At 64.0% G+C, this 21749-nt stretch carries 19 protein-coding genes and 3 tRNA genes; 15 read left to right on the top strand and 7 right to left on the bottom strand.

Annotated features, from left to right (window positions below):
- Positions 1-74: 74 nt before the first annotated feature.
- The gene (ispD, locus tag GV035_RS16570; RefSeq protein ID WP_236572633.1) at positions 75-734 is read left to right on the top strand and encodes a 2-C-methyl-D-erythritol 4-phosphate cytidylyltransferase; all 660 of its coding nucleotides are present in this window, start codon (positions 75-77) and stop codon (positions 732-734) included.
- A 34-nt stretch (positions 735-768) separates the two neighbouring features.
- A complete protein-coding gene (gene ispF, locus GV035_RS16575) occupies positions 769-1260 on the top strand; it encodes a 2-C-methyl-D-erythritol 2,4-cyclodiphosphate synthase (protein ID WP_159836111.1) in 492 nt (163 codons plus the stop codon).
- Positions 1261-1303: 43 nt separating this feature from the next.
- On the opposite strand, the gene GV035_RS16580 is transcribed toward ispF, so the two are convergent.
- The 4 genes from GV035_RS16580 to ompR all read right to left on the bottom strand — a co-directional run bounded on the left by GV035_RS16580 (position 1304) and on the right by ompR (position 4861).
- Complete coding sequence (locus GV035_RS16580) at positions 1304-1828, bottom strand: carboxymuconolactone decarboxylase family protein (RefSeq protein WP_159836112.1); 525 nt, start codon at positions 1826-1828, stop codon at positions 1304-1306.
- Between the two features lie 104 nt (positions 1829-1932).
- Positions 1933-2481 (bottom strand): peroxiredoxin, encoded by a 549-nt coding sequence (locus GV035_RS16585; RefSeq protein ID WP_159836113.1) that lies wholly within the window; start codon positions 2479-2481, stop codon positions 1933-1935.
- Between the two features lie 200 nt (positions 2482-2681).
- Positions 2682-4052, bottom strand: coding sequence for an ATP-binding protein (locus GV035_RS16590; protein WP_159836114.1), 1371 nt, complete (start codon positions 4050-4052; stop codon positions 2682-2684).
- An 83-nt stretch (positions 4053-4135) separates the two neighbouring features.
- The gene (gene ompR, locus GV035_RS16595; RefSeq protein ID WP_008349770.1) at positions 4136-4861 is read right to left on the bottom strand and encodes an osmolarity response regulator transcription factor OmpR; all 726 of its coding nucleotides are present in this window, start codon (positions 4859-4861) and stop codon (positions 4136-4138) included.
- 241 nt (positions 4862-5102) lie between these two features.
- Here ompR and GV035_RS16600 point away from each other — a divergent pair, with 241 nt between their 5' ends.
- Positions 5103-5495 carry a hypothetical protein gene (locus GV035_RS16600; RefSeq protein ID WP_159837980.1) on the top strand — a complete coding sequence of 131 codons (393 nt, stop codon included), beginning with the start codon at positions 5103-5105 and terminating at the stop codon, positions 5493-5495.
- 109 nt (positions 5496-5604) lie between these two features.
- Positions 5605-6465 (top strand): DUF1501 domain-containing protein, encoded by an 861-nt coding sequence (locus GV035_RS16605; protein WP_236572635.1) that lies wholly within the window; start codon positions 5605-5607, stop codon positions 6463-6465.
- A 200-nt stretch (positions 6466-6665) separates the two neighbouring features.
- On the opposite strand, the gene GV035_RS16610 is transcribed toward GV035_RS16605, so the two are convergent.
- Complete coding sequence (locus GV035_RS16610) at positions 6666-7502, bottom strand: squalene/phytoene synthase family protein (protein ID WP_159836116.1); 837 nt, start codon at positions 7500-7502, stop codon at positions 6666-6668.
- A 226-nt stretch (positions 7503-7728) separates the two neighbouring features.
- Here GV035_RS16610 and GV035_RS16615 point away from each other — a divergent pair, with 226 nt between their 5' ends.
- Positions 7729-8115: a hypothetical protein gene (locus GV035_RS16615; protein ID WP_159836117.1), complete on the top strand. Its 387-nt coding sequence runs from the start codon at positions 7729-7731 to the stop codon at positions 8113-8115.
- Between the two features lie 25 nt (positions 8116-8140).
- Here GV035_RS16615 and GV035_RS16620 read toward each other — a convergent pair.
- Positions 8141-8227: transfer RNA gene (locus GV035_RS16620), tRNA-Leu, on the bottom strand.
- 266 nt (positions 8228-8493) lie between these two features.
- Here GV035_RS16620 and GV035_RS16625 point away from each other — a divergent pair.
- The 3 genes from GV035_RS16625 (at position 8494) to GV035_RS16635 (ending at position 12844) form a co-directional block, all read left to right on the top strand.
- Positions 8494-8940: a DUF2946 family protein gene (locus tag GV035_RS16625; protein WP_159836118.1), complete on the top strand. Its 447-nt coding sequence runs from the start codon at positions 8494-8496 to the stop codon at positions 8938-8940.
- 93 nt (positions 8941-9033) lie between these two features.
- Positions 9034-11397, top strand: a complete 2364-nt coding sequence (locus GV035_RS16630) for a TonB-dependent receptor (RefSeq protein WP_159836119.1) — start codon at positions 9034-9036, stop codon at positions 11395-11397.
- 31 nt (positions 11398-11428) lie between these two features.
- Complete coding sequence (locus GV035_RS16635; RefSeq protein WP_159836120.1) at positions 11429-12844, top strand: PepSY-associated TM helix domain-containing protein; 1416 nt, start codon at positions 11429-11431, stop codon at positions 12842-12844.
- A 93-nt stretch (positions 12845-12937) separates the two neighbouring features.
- On the opposite strand, the gene GV035_RS16640 is transcribed toward GV035_RS16635, so the two are convergent.
- Positions 12938-14083: a glycerate kinase gene (locus tag GV035_RS16640; protein WP_159836121.1), complete on the bottom strand. Its 1146-nt coding sequence runs from the start codon at positions 14081-14083 to the stop codon at positions 12938-12940.
- Between the two features lie 484 nt (positions 14084-14567).
- Between GV035_RS16640 and tig the strand changes: the two genes are divergently transcribed.
- The 7 genes from tig to GV035_RS16675 all read left to right on the top strand — a co-directional run bounded on the left by tig (position 14568) and on the right by GV035_RS16675 (position 21501).
- Positions 14568-15914, top strand: a complete 1347-nt coding sequence (tig, locus tag GV035_RS16645; protein ID WP_159836122.1) for a trigger factor — start codon at positions 14568-14570, stop codon at positions 15912-15914.
- Positions 15915-16050: 136 nt separating this feature from the next.
- Positions 16051-16704: an ATP-dependent Clp endopeptidase proteolytic subunit ClpP gene (gene clpP, locus GV035_RS16650; protein ID WP_014191278.1), complete on the top strand. Its 654-nt coding sequence runs from the start codon at positions 16051-16053 to the stop codon at positions 16702-16704.
- A gap of 172 nt (positions 16705-16876) precedes the next feature.
- Entirely contained in the window at positions 16877-18148 is a 1272-nt protein-coding gene (gene clpX / locus GV035_RS16655; RefSeq protein WP_159836123.1) for an ATP-dependent Clp protease ATP-binding subunit ClpX, read from the top strand.
- A 187-nt stretch (positions 18149-18335) separates the two neighbouring features.
- Positions 18336-20759 (top strand): endopeptidase La, encoded by a 2424-nt coding sequence (gene lon, locus GV035_RS16660; RefSeq protein ID WP_159836124.1) that lies wholly within the window; start codon positions 18336-18338, stop codon positions 20757-20759.
- A gap of 154 nt (positions 20760-20913) precedes the next feature.
- On the top strand, positions 20914-21258 hold the full coding sequence (locus tag GV035_RS16665) for an HU family DNA-binding protein (RefSeq protein WP_159836125.1): 345 nt from the start codon (positions 20914-20916) through the stop codon (positions 21256-21258).
- A 53-nt stretch (positions 21259-21311) separates the two neighbouring features.
- Positions 21312-21387 (top strand) — tRNA-Val (locus tag GV035_RS16670).
- Between the two features lie 37 nt (positions 21388-21424).
- Positions 21425-21501, top strand: a tRNA-Asp gene (locus GV035_RS16675).
- Positions 21502-21749: the final 248 nt, after the last annotated feature.

The following is a 21749-nucleotide window of genomic DNA, read 5'->3' on the forward strand; positions in this document are numbered from 1 at the left end:
CCGCCCCGTCTACCGCTGCGCGTCTTTTCGCGCTCATTCCCTGCGCCGGAACCGGCAGCCGCTCCGGCGCGCCGATGCCCAAGCAATATCAGACGGTCGCGGGACGGCCGATGCTCGGCTACACGCTCGCCGCATTCGACGCGTGCTCCGAATTCTCTCAGACACTCGTCGTCCTCGCACCGGACGATCATCACTTCGACGCGCGCCGCTTTGCCGGCCTGCGTTTCGTGGTGCAGCGGCGTGGCGGGGCGTCGCGGCAGGCGTCGGTCTATAACGGCCTCGTCGCGCTGGCCGAATTTGGCGCACGCGACGACGACTGGGTGCTCGTGCACGACGCCGCGCGCCCCGGCATCACGCCCGAGCTGATTCGCAAGCTCGTCGCCGAATTGCGCGACGATCCGGTCGGCGGCATTCTCGCGCTGCCGGTCGCGGATACGCTCAAGCGCGTCGCACCGACCATGCCCGATGCGGCGGCAGGCGGGGCGCGCATCGCGCGGACCGAATCGCGCGACGGCTTGTGGCAGGCGCAGACGCCGCAGATGTTCCGCCTCGGCATGTTGCGCGAAGCGATCGATCGTGCGCGCCATGACGGCCATGATCTCACGGACGAAGCCAGCGCCATCGAGTGGCTCGGCCACTCGCCGAAGCTCGTGCAGGGCAGCCTGCGCAACTTCAAGGTGACTTATCCGGAAGACTTCGGTCTCGCCAGCGCCATCCTCTCGGCGCGCGCCTGACGGACCGCTCACTCTCTACTGCTAGGTGGCATCGATGGATTTCAGAATCGGACAAGGGTACGACGTTCATCAGCTCGTCGAAGGGCGCGAGCTCATCATCGGCGGCGTGACGATTCCCTACGAACGCGGCCTGCTCGGCCATTCGGATGCCGACGTGCTGCTGCACGCGATCACCGACGCGTTGTTCGGCGCGGCGGCGCTCGGCGATATCGGCCGGCATTTTCCGGATACGGCCACCGAGTTCGCCGGCGCGAACAGCCGCGTGCTGCTGCGCGAGGCGGTCAAGCGCGTGTCGGAAGCGGGCTTTGCGATTGCGAACGTCGACAGCACCGTGATCGCGCAGGCGCCGAAGCTGAGCCCGCATATCGAGGCGATGCGCGAGAACATCGCCGCTGATCTGGATCTTCCGGTCGATCGCGTCAACGTGAAAGCGAAGACCAACGAGAAGCTCGGCTATCTCGGCCGCAAGGAAGGCATCGAGGCGCAGGCGGCCGTGCTCTTGCGGCGCACGTCCATCGACCATTGAGCGAGCGACGCCACGCGCGAACGCGGTGGCGTCTTCGGCTAAATTACTTGCCTTCGGCTTCGATCGTGAGCGCCACCGCGCCGATCACCGCGGCAATGCGGCCGACATCGCGCAGCTGCGTCGTCGACATGCCCTCGGTCACGAGATTCTCGTAGTGCGACTTCACGCAGAAATGGCACTTGCCGATGATCGACGCCGCGAGCGCATACATCTCGAAGCGCCGCTTGTCCACGCCGCCATGCGACGCGTACGCGTTCATGCGAAGTCCCGCAGGCTGCGTCTTCAGGTCGGCGTTGTCGGCCATCTCCAGATACGGATACCAGACGTTGTTCATGCCCATCAGCGCGGCGGCCGTGAGCGCCGCGTTCGTTTCCTCGGGCGAGAGCACGCCGGCATTGCGGATGATCGACACGAGCTTCGTCGCCTTGGCCGCGTAAGCGGCGGCGAGCGCGACGCCCACCGCGTCATTGCCTTCGAGCGACGAACGGGCGATCGTGCCGTCGACGTTCAGGCGAATGTCTTTCGCGTAGTCGGGAACCAGCTCCTTGATCGAAGACAGGAATTCCATTGATTTCTCCTATTCGATGGCGTTGAAAAAGCCCGCCGGCTCCCGGCCATGCACTCGAAAGAAGGCGGGCTCACGCATGCGCTCGAGCGCCTCGGCCTCAGGGCTTAGAGCGTCGCGCCGCCGACCGCGCGGTTGCATGGGCACAGTTCGTCGGTTTGCAGTCCGTCCAGAATGCGTAGCACTTCTTCGGGATTGCGGCCCACGTTCAGGTTATTGACCGACACGTGCTGAATGACGTTGTCCGGATCGACGATGAACGTGGCGCGCAACGCGACGCCCGCTTCCTTGTCGCGCACGCCGAGCTGGTCGATCAGTTCGCCCTTCACGTCGCCGAACGAATAGTGGTTCAGCTTGTTCAAATCCTTATGCTCGCGGCGCCACGCGAGCTTGACGAATTCGTTGTCGACGCTGCCGCCCATCAGCACGGCATCGCGGTCCTCGAAATCTTGCGCGAGCTTGCCGAACTCGACGATTTCCGTCGGGCACACGAACGTGAAGTCCTTCGGATAGAAGTAGATGATTTTCCACTTGCCCGGAAACGACTGCTCGGTGATTTCCTCAAAGGCGGACTGGCCGTTTTCCTCGTGGTTGTTGAAGCCGGGTTTTGCAGCGGTGACGGTGAATGCTTCGACTTTATCGCCAACGGTCTTCATGCAACGCTCCTGTGTTCGTTGAAAGGACAACTCAGACCAAACTATCGGAAAGCGGTAACGCGCGCATGACAGCTTGGCCGCCCATGCCGCGCGTGAAACCGGACCATCATAACCCCATGGTGGAACCCGTTCAAAAGGTTTGCCCAATCGCGCGGATAGCTTTTTTCGAACGTGCGGGCTGGTTGCGGGCTGGTTGCCGGCTAGTCGCGCGGGCCGTCGAAGCGCGCGCCCTTCATCTGTGGGAAGTCGATGGTGACTTCGAAGCCGGGCAGCGGCGTGCGATTGCGCAGCCGCAGCGCACCGCGTTGGCGGGTGACGAGCCGCTGCACGATCGCCATGCCGAGGCCCGTGCCGTTCGCCTGCGTGCGCGCGGCGTTCACGCGATAGAAGGGCCGGGTGATCAGCGCCACCTGGTCGTCGGGGATGCCGAGCCCTTCGTCCATCACGGATAGTTCGACGCGCCCATGCGTGACGCGCGTTTGCAGCGTGATGCGTGCGATGTCGTCGCGTTCGCTGCGGCCGTACTTGCGCGCGTTTTCGAGCAGATTGCCGACGACGCGCCGCGCATCGGTCGGATCGCCCTCGATGACCGCGCCGGGCGCGAGGTCCGTTCGCATCACGACGCCTTCGTCGGCCTGGAAGCGCGCGGCCAGTTCGCTCGCGATCATCGAGAGATCGACGGCTTCGGGCATGCGCTGCATCGGCCGCGCGTAATCGAGAAAGCGCCCGATGATCATGTCCATCTGCTCGATGTCGTCGATCATCGCGAGCTTGGTCGCTTCGTCCGATGGACTCATTTCCGTTTCGAGCCGCAGGCGCGCGAGCGGCGTGCGCAGATCGTGCGAGATGCCGGCCAGCATCAGCGCGCGGTCGGCTTCCAGTTGCTCCAGGTCCTGCACCATCTGGTTGAAACTGCGGTTGGTTTCGGCCGCGACGCCCATGCCGCGTTCGGGCAGCGGTTCCGGCGACTGCCCGGAGCCCACCTTGCGCGCCGCGAGCGCCAGCCGCGCGAACGGCCGGTTCACGAGGCTCGTGATGAACGCCGCGCCGAACAGCGACAGCGCGAGCGCGAACACGCCCCAGCCGGCCCATTGCAGGCCGGTGACGGTGTCCAGCTGGTCGCGGTCGAGCGCGACCCAGTAGTCGTCATCGTCGATCTTGAAGCTGATCCAGACTCCGGGGATGTCGTTCACCGACTGCGCGATGATCGTGTCGTTGCCGAGCCGCCCGCGCACGTCGCGCTCGATCAGCCGGTTGAGCGATTCGTCCGGCTGGAGCTTGTACTTGTCCGTGGTCTCGCGCGGATACACACGAACGCCTTCGTTGCTTTCCAGATCCTGAAGCAGCGCGCGGCGCAGATCGGGATCGGAATAGAGAAGGGCGGTGCGCGTGAGCTTGACGACGGCGACGAGCTGAAGCGCCACGCGCTGGGCGCGCGGCTCGCGTTCGATCACGCGAAAGCTCTGAAACCAGGCGGTGAGGCTGACCGCGATGAGCAGCGCGATCAGCGCGAAAGTTCGCCAGAACAGGCCGCCGAACGCAAGCGCCAGTAGCCGCCTGTCGATTCGCATGGGTCTATCGGGTTCCGCTCGGTGAAGGGGATAAAGCGTATCGGACTCGCTTGAAGTGCGTATGACGGAGCGGCGCAGAATGCTTATGCCGCGCCGTCGGGAATGAAGACGTAGCCGAGGCCCCACACCGTCTGAATGAAGCGCGGGCTGCTCGGATCCGGCTCGATCAGCTTGCGCAGACGCGAAATCTGCACGTCGAGACTGCGGTCGAACACTTCGTATTCACGGCCGCGTGCGAGTTCCATCAGCTTTTCGCGCGAAAGCGGCTGGCGCGGATGACGCGCGAACACCTTGAGCACCGAGAATTCGCCGGTGGTCAGCGGGATTTCCTGACCGTTCTTGGTCAGCGTGCGCGTGGCCAGATTCAGCGCGAATTCGCCGAACTCGAAGACTTCCGTGGTTTCGGAGGGCGCGCCGGGCAGTTCCGACGGCGTCTGACGCCGCAGCACCGCGTGAATGCGCGCGACGAGTTCGCGCGGATTGAACGGCTTCGGCAGATAGTCGTCCGCGCCCATTTCGAGGCCGACGATGCGGTCCACGTCCTCGCCCTTCGCCGTGAGCATGATGATGGGCGTGCGGTCATTGCTGCCGCGCAGGCGCCGGCAGATGGAAAGGCCGTCTTCGCCGGGAAGCATGAGGTCGAGCACGAGCAGGTCGAAACGCTCGCGCACCCATAGCTTGTTCATCGACGGGGCGTTTTCCGCGACATACACGTTGAAGCCCTGCTCGCCGAGATAACGCCGAAGCAGATCGCGCAGGCGCGGATCGTCGTCGACTACCAGTATTTTTGAAGGATTTTTGGTTTCCATGGCGGCATCTTAGCGCGTTTGGTCAAACGCCGAGTTTGTAACAAAAGCGAGTGTAACAGTTAGTTACAAAATTTACGGAGCCTGTGGCACGGGTCTTAAGTTCTCTGCGTACACTGCTTTACCTAAGCCCGCCATTCGGTAGATACTCCATTAGACCAGTGGCTTGCGTGGCGCGACCAGGCCGCGCGAGACGCGTGAAAAGAACGAGGCTGTCCGGTTGTCGAGCAACGAAGGGAACAACATGAAGGGAGCGCGGCGGCGCGGACCTGTGCGCACCGAGCGCATTCTCACAAAGACGTTAGTGGCAAGTGCGCTGTACGCCGTACTGAGCGCACAGCATGCCTATGCTCAATCTTCCCGCTTCGCGCCGTCTCCGTCGTCCAACGAGTTTGACCGTTCCGTCCATATGCCCGCCAGCCGCTTCGACGGCCGCATGATTCGTGCGCAGGAACGCACGAGCAAAGGCTCGAACAAGCGCGATCGCGACACCCGGTCCCCCGCGCTGCAACCCGTGCAGCAGGTCGACGACACACCGCCCGCGCGCCCGCCGCGCCACACCGTCATGACCGCCGACGAGCGGCGCCTCTTGCGTCAGCACATCGAAGAGGCCGTGCGGGATCTCTACAAACGCTGATCCACACACGGGGACGAGTGCGATGAACAGACGTGAGTTCCTGTCGATCGCAAGCGTCGTCGCTATTCAGCCTGCTTCCTTTTGCTTGGCTTCGGAAGCGCGTCGTCCGATGAAGGCGCTCGTTCTCATCGATTTCAACGGCGGCAACGACGGCCTGAACACCGTCATCCCCATTGCCGATGCCCGCTATCACGCGCTGCGGCCCACGCTCGCCATTTCCCGCCATGACGCTCTGCCTATCGACGCGCGCACGGGCCTGCATCCGTCGCTGCGACAGCTGATGCCCGCGTGGCATGCCGGCGAATGCGCGATCGTGCAGGGTGTCGGTTACGCAGAGCCCAACCGCTCGCATTACCGCGCGCAGCAGATCTGGCATACCGCGTCGGATGCGAACGAATATCGTCGTGACGCGTGGCTGGCGCGCGTGCTTGTGTCGCGGTCCGCTCTGATTCATCCGGCGAGTACGCCTTTCGATACGCGGTCTTTTACTGCATCGTGCGAGGCGGCGGCGCGCGTCATCGCGGCCAACCGCGCGCAAAGCGGCGTCACAGTGATACGGCTCACGCTCGAAGGTTTCGATACGCACGAGCACCAGGCGGCGCGTCACGCGGCGCTGCTTGCGCAGTTTGCTGATGGCGTCGCTTCGCTGCGAAGCGCGTTGCTCGCCACGGGTGACTGGCGCAGCACGCTCGTGACAACTCGTTCGGAGTTCGGAAGATCGGCGCGCGAGAACGACACGCGCGGTACCGACCATGGCGCGGCCGCGCCGCAGTTCATGTTGGGCGGGGCGGTGCGCGGCGGCCTTTTCGGTGAGGCGCCGAGACTGGACCGGCTGGACGGCGAGGGCGGGCTGGCGGCTGCCGTCGATTTCAGACGGCTCTGCGCCACGGTACTCGATGCGTGCTGGGCCGTAGACTGTGCCGCGGTTCTCGGGCGGCGGTTCGAGGCGCTGCCGGTTATCCGCGCGTGAGCTGCGGTTTTCGGGCGGTCGCTTGCGATGCTGCCGATCATCCGCGCTGAGACGCGTGCTCACCGCGTGCGTCACCGTTCTCCGGTGGCGTTTGCGCTTTTGCTCATCATCCGCGTCAGAGATGCGTGCTCACCGCGTGCGCCACGGTTCTCGCGCGACCGTTTGCGCCCCTGCCGATCATCCACGCCCGATATGCGTGCTCACCGCGTGCGCCACGTAATCCACAGCTTGCGAATCGGCGTGAGCGAGATGCGCTGGTGCAGCACCCGAAACCCTTCGCGCTCGATTTCATCGAAGCGCGCGAGCGATAGCGCCGCCTGCGCCCGCAACACGCGCTGCGAGCCGCGCTCGGCGGCTGGAATCGCGGCAACAGCTTCGTCAAGCGAGCGGCGCGCGCGCTCGGTCTGGAAGCGCATGAGGTCGGTGAAGGCGTCGCTGTACTTGCGGTTGATGATGTCCGCCGCCGTGACATTGAACCGCTGCAATTCGTCGATGGGCACGTAGACGCGGCCGTTGCGCGCGTCGTCGCCAATCTCTTGCACGCGTTCGGCAAGCAGCAGCGCGGAGCCGAGCGGCGCGGCCCACGGCGACACGTCCGCTAGATGTCGGGCGCTCGCTCGGGCGACGGCGGTCGCGAACGCGCCGCCCGTCTGGTCCAGATAACGCCGCAGGCCCGGCCAGTCGAGATAGCGCGCCTGATCCAGGTCCATCGCGAAACCGTCGACGAGCATCGCGAGCGATGCGCGACCTTCCTGGTCCAGCACGCCGCTTTCGTCGGCATGGGCTTGCAGCGCCTTGGTGACCGGATGCGTCGACTGACCGCGATACAGCCGCTCCAGCTCGCTCTGCCACCACACATGCTTGGTGCGGCCGATGGTCGGATCGCTCGTCTCCTTCACCGTTTGCTCGAGCTCGCGATAGAGCGCGTAGAGCGCGGTGAGAAGCGGCTGACGCGCAGCCGGGGCGCGGCGCAGCGCGTAATACGTGCCGGAGCCTTCGGGGGCGGCCTTTTGCTGGCAATAGTCGTCGAAATTCACGGACGGGGCTTTGAGTGGGATGACGAAGACGCGGATGGATTGTGCTGGGCCCGGGTTTCGCAAGTCGAGCGCGGCGGGCGCTCATTTTATCCGCCCGGCGCATGCTTCGCAGCCGGAGCGCCGCGCGCTGCATTCGCATGTGCGCCGAACCACCGACACCGCGAGCATCGCGCGCAACACTGCGCAAAACACGCAAAACGACGCGAGACCAACGGAGACCGCAGCCATGCCGCTCAGCAAAACGGAAAACAGACAGTTCGGCGACAAGTGCCTGCCGCTGCTCGTGAAAAGCGTCGCGACCGGCTTCGGCTTCGACTTTCGGGTATGCCCGCGACAGATGAGTGTGTCGCCGACGCTCGGACTGCACATCACGGCGGCGCGTAGTGCTAACGCGAAGCTGTCGTATCCGCTCAACGTGTTCGTGCACTTGCCGCCGTCGAGCGTGCGCCAGTTGCTGTCGAATCTCGACCGGCCAATTGCCGCCGCGCGTGCGAGCGATCGCGTGCAGGAAGAGATCAGGAAACTGATGAGTCAGACGGGCGTGGATTTCGCGGGACGATCGCAGGAGAAAGGCGAAGTGATGATGGTCGAACTCAGCGACATCGCGCTGTAGCCGCTGTGAATCAGCGGTGTTGAAGTGGTGCGAGGAGGGGGACTCGAACCCCCACACCCTTGCGGGCGTCAGGACCTAAACCTGGTGCGTCTACCAATTTCGCCATCCTCGCAGCACGGGGGGCTTCGCGAGACAGCGGTTCAACCCTGCCGCAACTGACACATCCCCGTGTCCGGCACCGGTCCACAGTGCCAAGCCGCGCATTCTAACGCATTCGTCAGGCGATGTCTGGGAATTTGCGTGCCTTTGGCAATCGTCGCCCGGTGACGCGACATGACGCCGCGCGCCATACACGCGATATGCGCGCGCACGTTGCGGTGAGGGCGGCGTCTGCCTAGAATTCCCGTCAACTTCTCCGATCCGCTCTCCCATTTCCCAATGACTCGCAACGCGCGCAATCGCTTCGTCGCATGGCTCGGCATCGCCGCCATGTGGCTCGCCATTGTCGCGCCGGTCATCAGCCAGAGCATCGCGGCGCGCAACGAGGCGCTCGATCCCGAGGCCGCGCTCTGCACCGTCGATACGCTCGCCACCGTTCTCGCGCCAGGCGGTGGGCACGTATCTCACCACGCTTCGCACGCGGACACCGACGAACACGTAGGCCTACATGACGCCCGCGCCGCCCATCATGACACCGCCGGCCATCTGGACGCCTGCGCGTATTGCGGGCTGCTCGCGCATCATCTGCCGGTTGCTCCCACGGCGGCGCACTCGGTCACGCAGATCGAGCGTGTCACGCGTGTGGCGTCGATCGCGGCCGTCGACGCCGCCTGCACGAAGTCCTTCAATGCCGCGTGTCCGCGCGCGCCGCCCGTCGTTTCCTGAAGCCGTTTCCCGTCCGATCGCATCGACGTTCGCCCGGCGCCTGAGCGCCCGGCGACGCGCGCGGTCGCTCGTCAGCTCGTTCAGGAACTCACCATGTTCACGCTCCTCACCCGAGCGCGACGGCATTCGCGCCGGCGCGCCGCCGCGTCTTCGCGCGCGTTTTTGCACGCCATATTGCCGCTGTCGTTCTTCGCTCATGCCGCGTGGTCCGCCACGCCCGTCGTCGCCGCTGCATCGCCCGCGTCCGACGCCGAAACCACGCTCGCGCCGGTGATAGTGACCGCGCAGTCATCGCCCGCGCGCTCGCCGCTCGATCCGAACTTGCCCGCGAGCGTCTCCACCGTGACCGCGGACGAGTCCCAGTACTGGAACGTGATCACGCCCGAGGACGTGCTGAAGTACGCGCCCAACATGGCCGTGCGCAAGCGTTTCATCGGCGACGTAAATGCGCCGATCGCCGTGCGCGGCACGAGCAACGCGCAGACGGCGCGCGGCCTGGTGTACGCCGACGGCCTGCTGCTCAGCAATTTTCTCGGCAACACGTTCACGTTCGCGCCGCGCTGGTCGATGGTGTTCGCCGACGACATCGCGCGCACGGACGTCATCTACGGGCCGTATTCGGCGCTCTATCCGGGCAATTCGATCGGCGCGACCGTCGCGATCACGACGCGCATGCCGACACAGTTTCAATCCGACGCCAAGGTGCAGGCTTTCACGCAGCACTTCGATCTCTTCGGCATCAACCGGAGCTTCAACGGCACGAATACGACCGCGACCGTGGGCGACCGCATCGGCAAGCTGTCCTTTCTCATCGGCGTCGATCATCTCGAGAACACGGGGCAGCCGCTGCAATTCGCCACGCTCGCGCAGTCGCAAACGCCCGCCACCGCGGCCGACCGGCCCGTGACCGGCGCGTTCTTCTACAACGACCAGAACAACGCGCGCACGGCGGTGCTCGGCACGTCGGCCGAGGGCATCGAGCGCACCTTTCAGGATCAGTTGCGCGTGAAGCTGGCCTACGACATCACGAACACGCTGCAGGCGGGCTTCACGCTCGGCTACTGGCACCAGAAGTACAACAGCGATACAACGACCTTCCTGCGCGACGCAGCGGGCAATCCCATTTATAGCGGGCGCGTGAACATCGGCGGCTTCGAATACGCCATTCCCGACGCGACGTTCGCGCCGAGCATGGGATCGAGCGAGAACGTCCTCTACGGCCTCTCGCTGCGCACGCACAACGACACCGGCTGGAACGCGGAGGCCGTTGCTTCATACTTCGACATCACGCAGAGCATCGCGCGCACGGCGAATTCCGGCGTGCCGGGCGACGGCCCCGGTACGCTCACCGACGGCTCCGGATCCGGATGGAAGTCGCTCGACCTGCGCACGAGCTGGACGCCGACGGCGCGCTCGGGACTTGCCGCGCATGCGCTGTCGTTCGGCTACCACTACGACAACTATTTTCTCGATAACGTCACCTCGAACACGGCGGCCTGGCGCGATGGAGCGGGCGTCTCCTTCGCCAATGCGTTCGGCGGGCGCACGCGCACGCAAGCCGTCTACGCGCAGGACGCGTGGCGCTTTTTGCCGCGCTGGGCGTTCACCTACGGCATGCGTTACGAGGATTGGAACGCCTACGACGGCACGCGGGCGGTAGGCGCGACATCGCTCCAATACAGCGGTGCCAGCCAGAGTCACTGGTCGCCCAAGGCGTCGCTCTCGTTCGACGCCACGAACGACCTCACGCTGCGCGCATCGATCGGGCGGGCGTATCGATTTCCGACTGTCGGCGAGCTGTTCCAGGGGCAAATTAACGGGGTGTCGATCGTCAATAGCAATCCGAACCTGCGGCCGGAAGACGATCTCTCGAAAGAGCTGACCGCGGAATGGGCGCACGGCAACGACCTGTACCGCTTCACGCTCTTTCAGGATGACGTCAAGAACACGATCCTGAGCCAGACCAACACGACTGTGATTCCGAACGTCACGAACTTTCAGAACATCGACAAGGTGCGTTCGCGCGGCGCCGAAGCGAGCTACGAAGGGCAGGACGTGTTGCTGCGCGGGCTCGATCTGGCGGCGAACGTCGCGTACACGCAGTCGAAGATCCTCGCGAACAGCGGCAATCCGGCGTCCGTGGGCAAGTACTTCTATCGGATTCCGCTGTGGCGAGCGAACGCGGTGGCGACGTATCGCGCGAACGCGAAAAGCGCGGCGACGCTCGCCGTGCGCTATTCAGGGCGCCAGTACAACACGCTCACCAACACGGACGTCAATCCCGACACGTATGGCGGCACGAGCACGTACGCCGTCGTCGATGCCAGATTCACCTACAAGCCCACGAAGCGCAGCGAGCTGGGCGTGGGCGTCGACAACCTGTTCGATCGCCGCTACTACGTGTTTCACCCGTATGCGGGGCGCACGTTCTATGTCGAAGGACGCATCGGCATCTGATCCTCAATCATTCAAATCATCAGGGCACCTAATGAACGCACAACCATTCCCGCCGGCCTCGACGGAAGGCGACGCCATCGCCGAGCGCCGCACGCTGTGGCGCTGGCACTTCTACGCCGGCCTCTTCGTGATGCCGCTGCTCGTCGTGCTCGCCATCACCGGCACGCTGTATTGCTTTCAGCCGCAGATCGAGCCGATGCTGTATCGCGACCGCATGGTCGTCGCGGATACACACGGCCCGCGTCTTTCCACCGATGCGCTTCTTGCGAAAGCCGTCGCCAGCGAGCCGCGCGGCGCGGTGCCGACGCTCGCGCAGATCGACACGCGTCGCACGCGCAGCGCCGAGTTCGTGTTCCGACTGCCTTCGGGCGAAAGCGAAAGCGTGTATGTCGATCCGTACAACGGCGCGGTGCTCGGCACGCTCTCGGTCGAGCATCGGCTGATGAAGCAGATTCGCAATCTGCATCGCGGGCTCATGCTCGGCAAGACGGGCGAACTCGCGATGGAACTCGCCGGATGCTGGACGCTCGTGATGATCGGCACGGGCGTCGCGCTGTGGTGGCCGTGGGGCGGGGCGAGCCGTCGCGCGGGCGGCGTATGGCTGCCGCGTCTCACGCTGAAAGGGCGCGCATGGTGGCGCGATCTGCACGCAGTCGGCGGTCTCTGGCTCGCCGTCGGCGCGCTTTTTTTCGTGCTGAGCGGATTGCCGTGGTCCGGGTCGTGGGGCACGCAGTTCAAGGCGCTGGCGACTTCGGCATCGCTCGGCTATCCGAAAGGCGCATGGGGCGAGGCGCATGTGCATTCGAGCGCGCCAGTCGATCACGCGATGCACGGCATGTCGATGAAAATGGACGATCTTCCGCTGCACCAGACGCCGTGGGCGGTCGGCGCGACGAACGTCCCCCAGAGCGCGGACGCGGCGACGCCGTCGCGCCTTTCGCTCGACGATGTGATCGCGCTTGCCGCGAAACACGGCGTGACGAGCGACTACGGCATCGCGCAGCCCACATCGCCGACGGGCGTCTACACGGTCTCGTATTTTCCCGCCGATCCGCGCGCGGAACGCACGCTGCATATCGACCAGTACAGCGGACGCGTGCTCTCCGATATCTCCTATGGCACGTACGGCACAGTCGCCCGCGTCATCTCGTATGGCACGTCCTTGCACATGGGGCGATATTTTGGGCTCGCGAATCAGCTGGTGTGTTCAGCGATCTCGCTAGGACTGGCCGCGCTTTCCGTGACCGGCTTCGTGATGTGGCTTAAGCGGCGTCCGTCGCGCGCGCTCGGCGCACCGTCGCGGCCCGCTAAGCGCCCGCCGATGCGTGCGTGGCGCACCGGCCTCGCGCTCGTCGGCGCGGTTTTTCCGCTGATGGGCCTGACGATGCTCGCTGTCTGGTGCCTCGACCGCATCACGTTTCGCGCACGGGCGCAAGCGCAGACCTGACGCATTTGTGCGACGCCGCGGATGGCGACATCGAGCATCATCGGGAGCGAAGCGCGGCGCGGTCATAGGCGCGAACCTCCCGCCACCTCTTTCTCACGCGACGCCGAACTTCAAGCGCGTCAGTTGCGCTGCTTCGTTCGCAAGCAAACGCGTGGCGTCGCGAATGGCGACATCGAGCGTAATTGGGCCGGGCGCGGGCGAGAAGCATCCGCTGAAGTATTCGGAGAGGCGCGGCAGCGCCGCCGGATCGACCGCGCCGGAAAGCAGCGTCGCCGGCACGCCCGCCGCCCGCGCGTGCTTACAGGCGATGAACGGCGCCTTGCCGTGCAGCGTCTGCACGTCGGAGCGGCCTTCGCCCGTGATAAGCCAGTTCGCGCCTTCCAGCGCGGCATCCAGACCGATTTCCCGCGCGACGACTTCCGCGCCGGTTTCGAAGCGCGCGCCCAGCATGTGCAGCGCGAAGCCGAGGCCGCCTGCCGCGCCCGCGCCCGGTTCGTTTCGTTTTGCGAGGCCCATCGCCGGTTCGATCCGGTCCGCGAAATGGGCGAGGGCGGCATCAACCGTGGCGATCTGCTCCGGCGTCACGCCTTTCTGCGGCCCGAAGACGGCGGTCGCGCCGTGCTCGCCGGTAAGCGGATTGTCCACGTCCGACATGCCGACGAACTCCGCTTCCTTCACGCGCGGATCGAGCCCCGACGCATCGACACGCGCGATCTTCGCCAGCGCCGAGGGCACCGGCTCCAGCTCGTTGCCGTCGGCATCGAAGAGCTTCACGCCGAGCCCGACGAGCAGCCCCGCGCCGCCGTCGTTCGTGCTGCTGCCGCCAAGCGCGACGAAGAACCGGCGCGCGCCGGAGTCGAGCAGCGCGCGAATCGCCTCGCCCATCCCGAGCGTGCTGCGTTCCGTGACGGGCACGGCCATGCCGTCCGGGTCCGTGATGCCGACGACCTCCGCCGTCTCGATCATCGCGCTGCCGTCTGCGAGCAGTCCGGTCGCGGCGTCGCGCCGTGCCGCCGCCGCGCCGCGCACGTTGAGCATGCGGCGCTCGCCGCCAGCCGCGAGCATCGCGTCGAGCGTGCCTTCGCCGCCATCGGCCATCGGGCGAATCCGAATCTCCGCGTCGGGCCGAACCCGCCTGATTCCTTCCGCGATGGCGTTCGCGACGCCTTCCGCGGAGAGCGATCCCTTGAACGAATCGGGCGCGATGACGACGACGGGAGCGGGCGTGGCGTTTGGCATGGTGTCTCGAATGTTCTGTTTGAAAAGGGCATCGGAAAGCGGCGGCGGCGCGCCGGCTTTGCGCAGGATGCCGCCGGACAGGCCGCGCGCCGGATTGGTCGACGACGCGCGGCAAGCTTAGCAGCGCGCCGCGAGCAGCAAAATAGCCCGGATGCGATAGCGGGAATTGTGCGCGGGCGCGACCGTCCGGAAAACGGGGATTTACGCCGTATCCGGGCCCTAAATCCGCCAAAACCGCCGAGAAACGCTGCATGCCTGTTCCCGCGAACAGGGCGGCGCCATTTGTTTGCTAAAATGCTGGGCTCTGTTGGCTGACTTGCTCGGCGACGGTCCGAGCGTCTTCGGAATGCGCGACAGTTGCGCTTTCGTGAATCGGGCGTCGCAGCGTGGCGAGCGCCGGCAAGCTCAACGGACCCGCGCCTTTAGAACCGCGGAAGAACCGACCACCGAACGAACACCGAATTACTCTAGGACGATTGAAGCCATGGCTAACGTAGTTGAAAACCTCGGCAAGCTCGAACGCCGCCTGACCATTTCCCTGCCGAAAGACTCGATCCAGAAGGAAGTGGATTCGCGCATCCGTCAGTTGGCCAAGAACGTGCGCATGCCGGGCTTCCGCCCGGGCAAGGTGCCGCTCAAGATGGTGACGCAGCAGTACGCCGGCCAGGTCGAGGCCGAAGTGCTGAGCGACAAGGTCGGCAAGGAGTTCTTCGATGTCACGCGCGCCGAAAACCTGCGCGTCGCGGGCCAGCCGAGCTTCGCGCCGAAGGCCGAGCCGGCTGCCGACGCCTACGCGTTCGACGCGACCTTCGAGGTGTACCCGGAAGTGAAGCTGGGCGACGTCGCCACCGCTGAGATCGAGCGCACCGTGACCACCATCTCGGAAGCCGAAGTGGACCGCACGCTCGAAATCCTGCGCAAGCAGCGCGTGCATTTCCACGCGCGCGGCGAAGGCGGCGAGCACGGCGACGGCGGCGCGGACACGGCGGCGCAAAACGGCGACCGCGTGACGCTCGACTTCGTCGGCAAGCTGGACGGCGTGGAATTCGAAGGCGGCAGTGCCCAGGACTTCGCGTTCGTGCTGGGCGAAGGCCGCATGCTGCCCGAGTTCGAGCAGGCGGCGACCGGCCTGAAGGTCGGCGAAACGCGCGAATTCGACCTGAAGTTCCCCGAGGACTACCACGGCAAGGACGTGGCGGGCAAGACGGCGCAATTCGCGATCACTGTGAAAAAGATCGAATGGCCCCATATGCCCGCAGTGGACGCGGAATTCGCGAAGTCGCTCGGTATCGAAGACGGCGACCTCACGAAGATGCGTGCCGAGATCAAGGACAACCTGGAACGCGAAGCCAAGCGCCGCACGCAGCAGATCGTGAAGAATCAGGTCATGGATGCGCTTCTGAAGATTTCGGAGCTGGACGTGCCGAAGGCGCTGATCGAGCAGGACCAGCAGCGTCTCGTGGAAATGGCCCGTCAGGACCTGCAGCAGCGTGGCGTGCCGAACGCAGCCGACGCGCCGATTCCGGCCGAAATGTTCGCCGAGCAGGCCGAGCGCCGCGTGAAGCTGGGCCTCGTGCTGGCCGAACTGGTGAAGGCCAACGAACTGCAGGCGAAGCCCGAACAGATCCGCGCTGAAGTGGACGAATTCGCGAAAAGCTACGAAGACCCGAAGGAAGTCGTCCGCTGGTATTATTCGAACCAGCAGCGCCTCGCTGAAATGGAAGCGTACGTCGTGGAAAGCAACGTCGTCGAATTCGTGCTCGGCAAGGCCAAGGTGACCGACAAGGAAGTCAGCTTCGAGGAACTGGCCAGCGCAACGGCGCAAGCCTGACGCGGTGGGCAAGGGGCGTGCGGGGTCGTCGATGGCGGCCCGCACGCCTTTTTTGCATTAAAGTTGTCCATGCACACGCCGTTCTAATGGATGTTCCTTCGTCGTTCAGTACCCCTATTCCGAACAAGGAAATTGCATGACCTTTCGCGCTGAATTGCTCGATACGTTGGCGTCCCACGCTCCGCGGGACTTCGAAGCCCAGGCGCTCGGCCTCGTCCCGATGGTCGTGGAAACGAGCGGCCGTGGCGAACGTGCCTATGACATCTACTCCCGGCTCCTGAAGGAGCGCGTGGTGTTCCTCGTCGGCGAGGTCAACGACCAGTCGGCGAATCTCGTCGTCGCCCAGTTGCTGTTCCTTGAAAGCGAGAATCCCGACAAGGACATCAGTCTGTACATCAACAGCCCGGGCGGATCGGTTTCGGCCGGCATGGCGATCTACGACACCATGCAGTTCGTGAAGCCGGACGTCTCCACGCTGTGCATGGGGCTTGCTGCCAGCATGGGCGCGTTCCTGCTGGCTTCGGGCGCGAAGGGCAAACGCGTCGCGCTGCCCAACGCCCGCGTGATGATTCACCAGCCGCTCGGCGGCGCACGCGGCCAGGCGTCGGACATCGAAATTCAGGCGCGGGAAATTCTGTACCTGAAGGAACGTCTCAACCAGTTGCTGTCGCATCACACGGGTCAGCCGGTCGAGCGCATCGCGCGCGACACGGATCGCGACAATTTCATGTCGGGCGACGACGCGCAAGCCTACGGCATCGTCGACCAGGTGCTGCACAAGCGTCCCTGAAGGCGTCCGGAGCGGCGCCGCACCGGCTCTTTGAAACGAAAGCCGGGCAATGCGGATGGCGCATGCGGCGCAACGCCAAAACGCCCTTCGTGGCAGGCGCGCAGGCCTGAATCTGCGTGGCCGGATCGAAGGGCGTATCATGTAACAAGAGTGTCCGGAGGCTTACACACTTATGGCGGACAAAAAAAGTTCCAGCAGCGAGAAGCTGCTGTACTGCTCGTTCTGCGGAAAGAGCCAGCATGAGGTGAAGAAGCTCATTGCCGGCCCGTCGGTGTTCATCTGCGATGAATGTATCGATCTGTGCAACGAGATCATTCGCGATGAAGCGGCCGGCGCGGCGGAAGAGGCTGGGCTGACCAAGTCCGACCTGCCAAGCCCGCAGGAAATCAGCGACATCCTGAATCAGTACGTCATCGGCCAGGAACGCGCGAAGAAAATTCTCGCGGTGGCCGTCTACAACCATTACAAGCGGCTCAAGCACCTCGACAAGAAAGACGACATCGAGCTGTCGAAGAGCAACATCCTGCTGATCGGGCCGACCGGCTCGGGCAAGACGCTGCTCGCGCAGACGCTCGCCCGCATGCTGAACGTGCCGTTCGTGATCGCGGACGCCACCACGCTCACCGAAGCGGGTTATGTCGGCGAAGACGTCGAGAACATCATTCAGAAGCTGCTGCAGAACTGCAACTACGAAGTCGACAAGGCGCAGCGCGGCATCGTCTATATCGATGAAATCGACAAGATCAGCCGCAAGTCGGACAACCCGTCCATCACGCGCGACGTGTCGGGCGAGGGCGTGCAGCAGGCGCTGCTGAAGCTGGTCGAAGGCACGATGGCATCGGTGCCGCCGCAGGGCGGGCGCAAGCATCCGAACCAGGACTTCATCCAGGTCGACACGACCAACATCCTGTTTATCTGCGGCGGCGCGTTCGACGGTCTGGAGAAGGTCATTACGGACCGCACGGAAAAGACCGGCATCGGTTTCGGCGCGAGCGTGAAGAGCAAGCAAGATCGCGACGCGGGCGAAGTGCTGCGCGAAGTCGAGCCGGAAGATCTGATCAAGTTTGGCCTGATTCCGGAACTGATCGGCCGCCTGCCCGTCGTGGCGACGCTCGGCAAGCTGGACGAAGCCGCGCTCGTGAAGATTCTGATCGAGCCGAAGAACGCGCTGGTGAAGCAGTATCACAAGCTCTTCGCCATGGAGCGCGTGGAACTGGAGATTCGTCCCGCCGCGCTTCAGGCCATCGCGCAGAAAGCGATTCGCCGCAAGACCGGCGCGCGCGGGCTTCGCTCGATTCTGGAACAGGCGTTGCTCGACGTGATGTACGAACTGCCGACGATGAAGGGCGTCTCCAAGGTGATCGTCGATGACAACACCATCGACGGCGACGGCAAGCCGTTGCTCATCTATGAAGACGCGCCGAAAGTAGCAGGATCGAATTAAATCGGGCTGTGTGTCGGCGAGAGGCCGTTCATGGCAACGTGAACGGCCTTTGTTTTTATTTTTCGGTTTATCTTGTGGACGTTACTGACGAACTTGGACTACCGACTTTTCCCTTCCGATAAAGGCTTGCAATAGCTCTTAACGGCCTTACTTACGAACGAACCGATTCCATTAATGGGGAAATGAAATGTCAGGAACCCAACTCCTCCCGCAGGAACGCATCACGCTGCCGCTGCTCCCGCTGCGCGACGTGGTCGTGTTCCCGCACATGGTGATTCCGCTCTTCGTTGGGCGGCCCAAGTCGATCAAGGCACTCGAAGCCGCGATGGAAGGCGGCAAGCACATCATGCTCGTCGCCCAGAAAACGGCGGCGAAGGACGAGCCGACCGAAAAAGACATGTACGAAGTGGGATGTGTCGCCAACATCCTGCAAATGCTGAAGCTGCCGGACGGCACCGTGAAGGTGCTCGTCGAAGGCTTGCAGCGCGCGAAAACGCTCTCCATCGAAGAGCAGGAAACCCAGTTCTCGTGCGACGTGATGCCGCTCGAACCGGACCACGCCGACAGCGCCGAGACGGAAGCCCTGCGCCGCGCGATCGTCTCGCAGTTCGATCAGTACGTGAAGCTCAACAAGAAGATTCCGCCTGAGATCCTGACCTCGCTGTCGGGCATCGACGAGGCGGGTCGCCTGGCGGACACCATCGCCGCGCATCTGCCGCTCAAGCTCGACCAGAAGCAGCACATTCTTGAGATGTTCCCGGTCATCGAGCGGCTGGAGCACCTGCTCGCCCAGCTCGAAGCGGAAATCGACATTCTTCAGGTCGAGAAGCGCATCCGTGGGCGCGTCAAGCGTCAGATGGAAAAGAGCCAGCGCGAGTATTACCTGAACGAACAGGTCAAGGCCATCCAGAAGGAACTGGGCGAAGGCGAAGAGGGCGCGGATCTCGAAGAACTCGAGAAGCGCATCGCCGCCGCGCGCATGCCGAAGGAAGCCAAGAAGAAGGCCGACGCCGAGCTTAAGAAGCTGAAGCTGATGTCGCCGATGTCGGCGGAAGCGACCGTCGTGCGCAATTACATCGACACGCTGATCGGCTTGCCGTGGCGCAAGAAGAGCAAGGTCAACAACGACCTCTCGAACGCGGAACGCGTGCTGGATGAAGACCACTTCGGCCTCGAAAAGGTCAAGGAGCGCATTCTCGAATATCTCGCGGTTCAGCAACGCGTCGAGAAGGTGAAGGCGCCGATCCTGTGCCTCGTCGGGCCTCCGGGCGTCGGCAAGACCTCGCTCGGGCAGTCCATCGCCCGCGCGACGAACCGCAAGTTCGTGCGTATGGCGCTGGGCGGCGTGCATGACGAGTCCGAGATTCGCGGCCACCGTCGCACGTATATCGGCTCCATGCCGGGCAAGATCCTGCAAAGCCTGGCGAAAGTCGGCGTGCGCAATCCGCTCTTTTTGCTCGATGAAGTCGACAAGATGGGCATGGATTTCCGCGGCGATCCGGCCTCCGCGCTGCTCGAAGTGCTCGACCCGGAACAGAACCACACGTTCGCTGACCACTACATCGAAGTGGACTTCGACCTGTCGGACGTGATGTTCGTCGCGACGTCCAATTCGCTGAACATTCCGCCGCCGCTGCTCGACCGGATGGAAGTGATTCGCCTGTCGGGTTACACCGAGGACGAGAAGGTCAGCATCGCGCAGCGTTACCTGTTGCCGAAGCAAAAGCGCAATAACGGCCTGAAGGAAGGCGAGATCGACGTGGCGGAGCAAGCCATTCGCGACATCATTCGCTACTACACGCGGGAAGCGGGCGTGCGTTCGCTCGAGCGTGAAGTGTCGAAGATCTGCCGCAAGGTCGTGAAGATGCTGCTGCTGAAGAAGGCGGAAGGCGCGGTGAAGGTCGACGGTTCCAACCTCGACACGTTCCTCGGCGTGCGCAAGTACGACTTCGGTCTTGCCGCGAAGGAAAACCAGATCGGTCAGGTGACGGGACTCGCGTGGACGGAAGTCGGCGGCGATCTGCTCACGATCGAAGCGGCGGTCATGCCGGGCAAGGGCGGCGTGATCCGCACGGGTTCGCTCGGCGACGTGATGAAGGAATCCGTCGAGGCGGCGCGCTCGGTTGTGCGGTCGCGTTCGCGGCGTCTGGGCATCACGGATGAGTCGTTCGAGAAGAAGGACATTCACATCCACGTGCCCGAAGGCGCCACACCGAAGGACGGTCCGTCCGCCGGTATCGCGATGACGACGGCGCTCGTGTCCGTGCTGACCGGCATCCCGGTGCGCGCGGACGTGGCGATGACCGGCGAAATCACGCTGCGCGGCGAAGTGCTGCCGATCGGCGGGTTGAAGGAGAAGCTGCTGGCGGCGCATCGCGGCGGCATCAAGCTCGTGCTGATCCCGGAGGAAAACACGAAGGATCTGGCCGACATTCCCGACAACGTGAAGAACGCCATCGAGATCGTGCCGGTACGCTGGATCGATCGCGTGCTGGAACTGGCGCTGGAACGTCTGCCGGAGCCGTTGCCGGAAGAGGAAGCGAAAGCAACTCCGGTCGCGGCGGAAGCGCAGAAAGACCAGCCCGCCACGGGCGACGTCGTGAAGCACTGACGCGTTTCAAGGCATAAAAGGAAAACCCGCGGCTTAGTCCGCGGGTTTTTTTTCGACGGCCACTTCTAAATTGCCTCGGAACGGCGCCGGATCAGGCGCAACCCTCGTTGACATGGCGGTTTCGGCTGCGTTTAATGGCCGCGCATCGACTTGAGTGCGATGCGGTTCGCCACCTGCGAACGGGAAGCATCGATTACAACGTGCCAACACGGATTCGGGGAACACAATGAACAAGACGGAATTGATCGACCATATCGCGCAGCAAGCCGATATTTCCAAGACTGCAGCCGCACGGGCGCTCGAAGCCGTGATCGGCGGCGTGCGCGCGACGCTCGAAAAGGGCGATTCGGTGACGCTCGTCGGCTTCGGGACGTTCGCGGTGGGCGAGCGCATCGCCCGCACGGGCCGCGATCCGCGCACGGGCGCGGCGATCACCATCGAAGCGGCAAAAATTCCCAAGTTCCGTGCTGGCAAAGCCCTGAAGGATGCGCTAAACTAGCGGACTCGCTGGGAACGGTGCATCACCGGCTCCGCTGCTTCAGGCAGGGATTCGGGTGCTTAGCTCAGTTGGTAGAGCGGCGCCCTTACAAGGCGTAGGTCGGGAGTTCGAGCCTCTCAGCACCCACCACTTCCAGCGGCGTCATGCAGTAATCCAGCAGCATCTTGGAGCGGTAGTTCAGTTGGTTAGAATACCGGCCTGTCACGCCGGGGGTCGCGGGTTCGAGTCCCGTCCGCTCCGCCAAGAACAATTGAGAATCCCGTAAGCTTCGCGGCTTGCGGGATTTTTGTTTTTGGCGTCGTTCATTAAGTGTCCTTAGTATTGCAGGCAATGCAACGATCCGCTCGACGATAAGTACAGCGCGTCTCGGGTAATCTCGAAGCCGTCACCGAAGCCCCCGGCCGCATCAAAAAGCGCAAAACGCCGTCGGCTTTCGCCTTTTCCCCTCCCGCTGTTGTAATATCGAGCGTTTTGTCTATCCACGCAGCGCA

Source organism: Burkholderia sp. 8Y (genome assembly GCF_902506145.1).
Classification (GTDB): Bacteria; Pseudomonadota; Gammaproteobacteria; order Burkholderiales; family Burkholderiaceae; genus Caballeronia.

Coding starts and splice junctions, on each gene's coding strand:
- ispD (WP_236572633.1), top strand. CDS start 75: ATGCCCAAGCAATATCAGACGGTCGCGGGACGGCCGATGCTCGGCTAC.
- ispF (WP_159836111.1), top strand. CDS start 769: ATGGATTTCAGAATCGGACAAGGGTACGACGTTCATCAGCTCGTCGAA.
- GV035_RS16580 (WP_159836112.1), bottom strand. CDS start 1,828: ATGGAATTCCTGTCTTCGATCAAGGAGCTGGTTCCCGACTACGCGAAA.
- GV035_RS16585 (WP_159836113.1), bottom strand. CDS start 2,481: ATGAAGACCGTTGGCGATAAAGTCGAAGCATTCACCGTCACCGCTGCA.
- GV035_RS16590 (WP_159836114.1), bottom strand. CDS start 4,052: ATGCGAATCGACAGGCGGCTACTGGCGCTTGCGTTCGGCGGCCTGTTC.
- ompR (WP_008349770.1), bottom strand. CDS start 4,861: ATGGAAACCAAAAATCCTTCAAAAATACTGGTAGTCGACGACGATCCG.
- GV035_RS16600 (WP_159837980.1), top strand. CDS start 5,103: ATGAAGGGAGCGCGGCGGCGCGGACCTGTGCGCACCGAGCGCATTCTC.
- GV035_RS16605 (WP_236572635.1), top strand. CDS start 5,605: ATGAAGGCGCTCGTTCTCATCGATTTCAACGGCGGCAACGACGGCCTG.
- GV035_RS16615 (WP_159836117.1), top strand. CDS start 7,729: ATGCCGCTCAGCAAAACGGAAAACAGACAGTTCGGCGACAAGTGCCTG.
- GV035_RS16625 (WP_159836118.1), top strand. CDS start 8,494: ATGACTCGCAACGCGCGCAATCGCTTCGTCGCATGGCTCGGCATCGCC.
- GV035_RS16630 (WP_159836119.1), top strand. CDS start 9,034: ATGTTCACGCTCCTCACCCGAGCGCGACGGCATTCGCGCCGGCGCGCC.
- GV035_RS16635 (WP_159836120.1), top strand. CDS start 11,429: ATGAACGCACAACCATTCCCGCCGGCCTCGACGGAAGGCGACGCCATC.
- GV035_RS16640 (WP_159836121.1), bottom strand. CDS start 14,083: ATGCCAAACGCCACGCCCGCTCCCGTCGTCGTCATCGCGCCCGATTCG.
- tig (WP_159836122.1), top strand. CDS start 14,568: ATGGCTAACGTAGTTGAAAACCTCGGCAAGCTCGAACGCCGCCTGACC.
- clpP (WP_014191278.1), top strand. CDS start 16,051: ATGACCTTTCGCGCTGAATTGCTCGATACGTTGGCGTCCCACGCTCCG.
- clpX (WP_159836123.1), top strand. CDS start 16,877: ATGGCGGACAAAAAAAGTTCCAGCAGCGAGAAGCTGCTGTACTGCTCG.
- lon (WP_159836124.1), top strand. CDS start 18,336: ATGTCAGGAACCCAACTCCTCCCGCAGGAACGCATCACGCTGCCGCTG.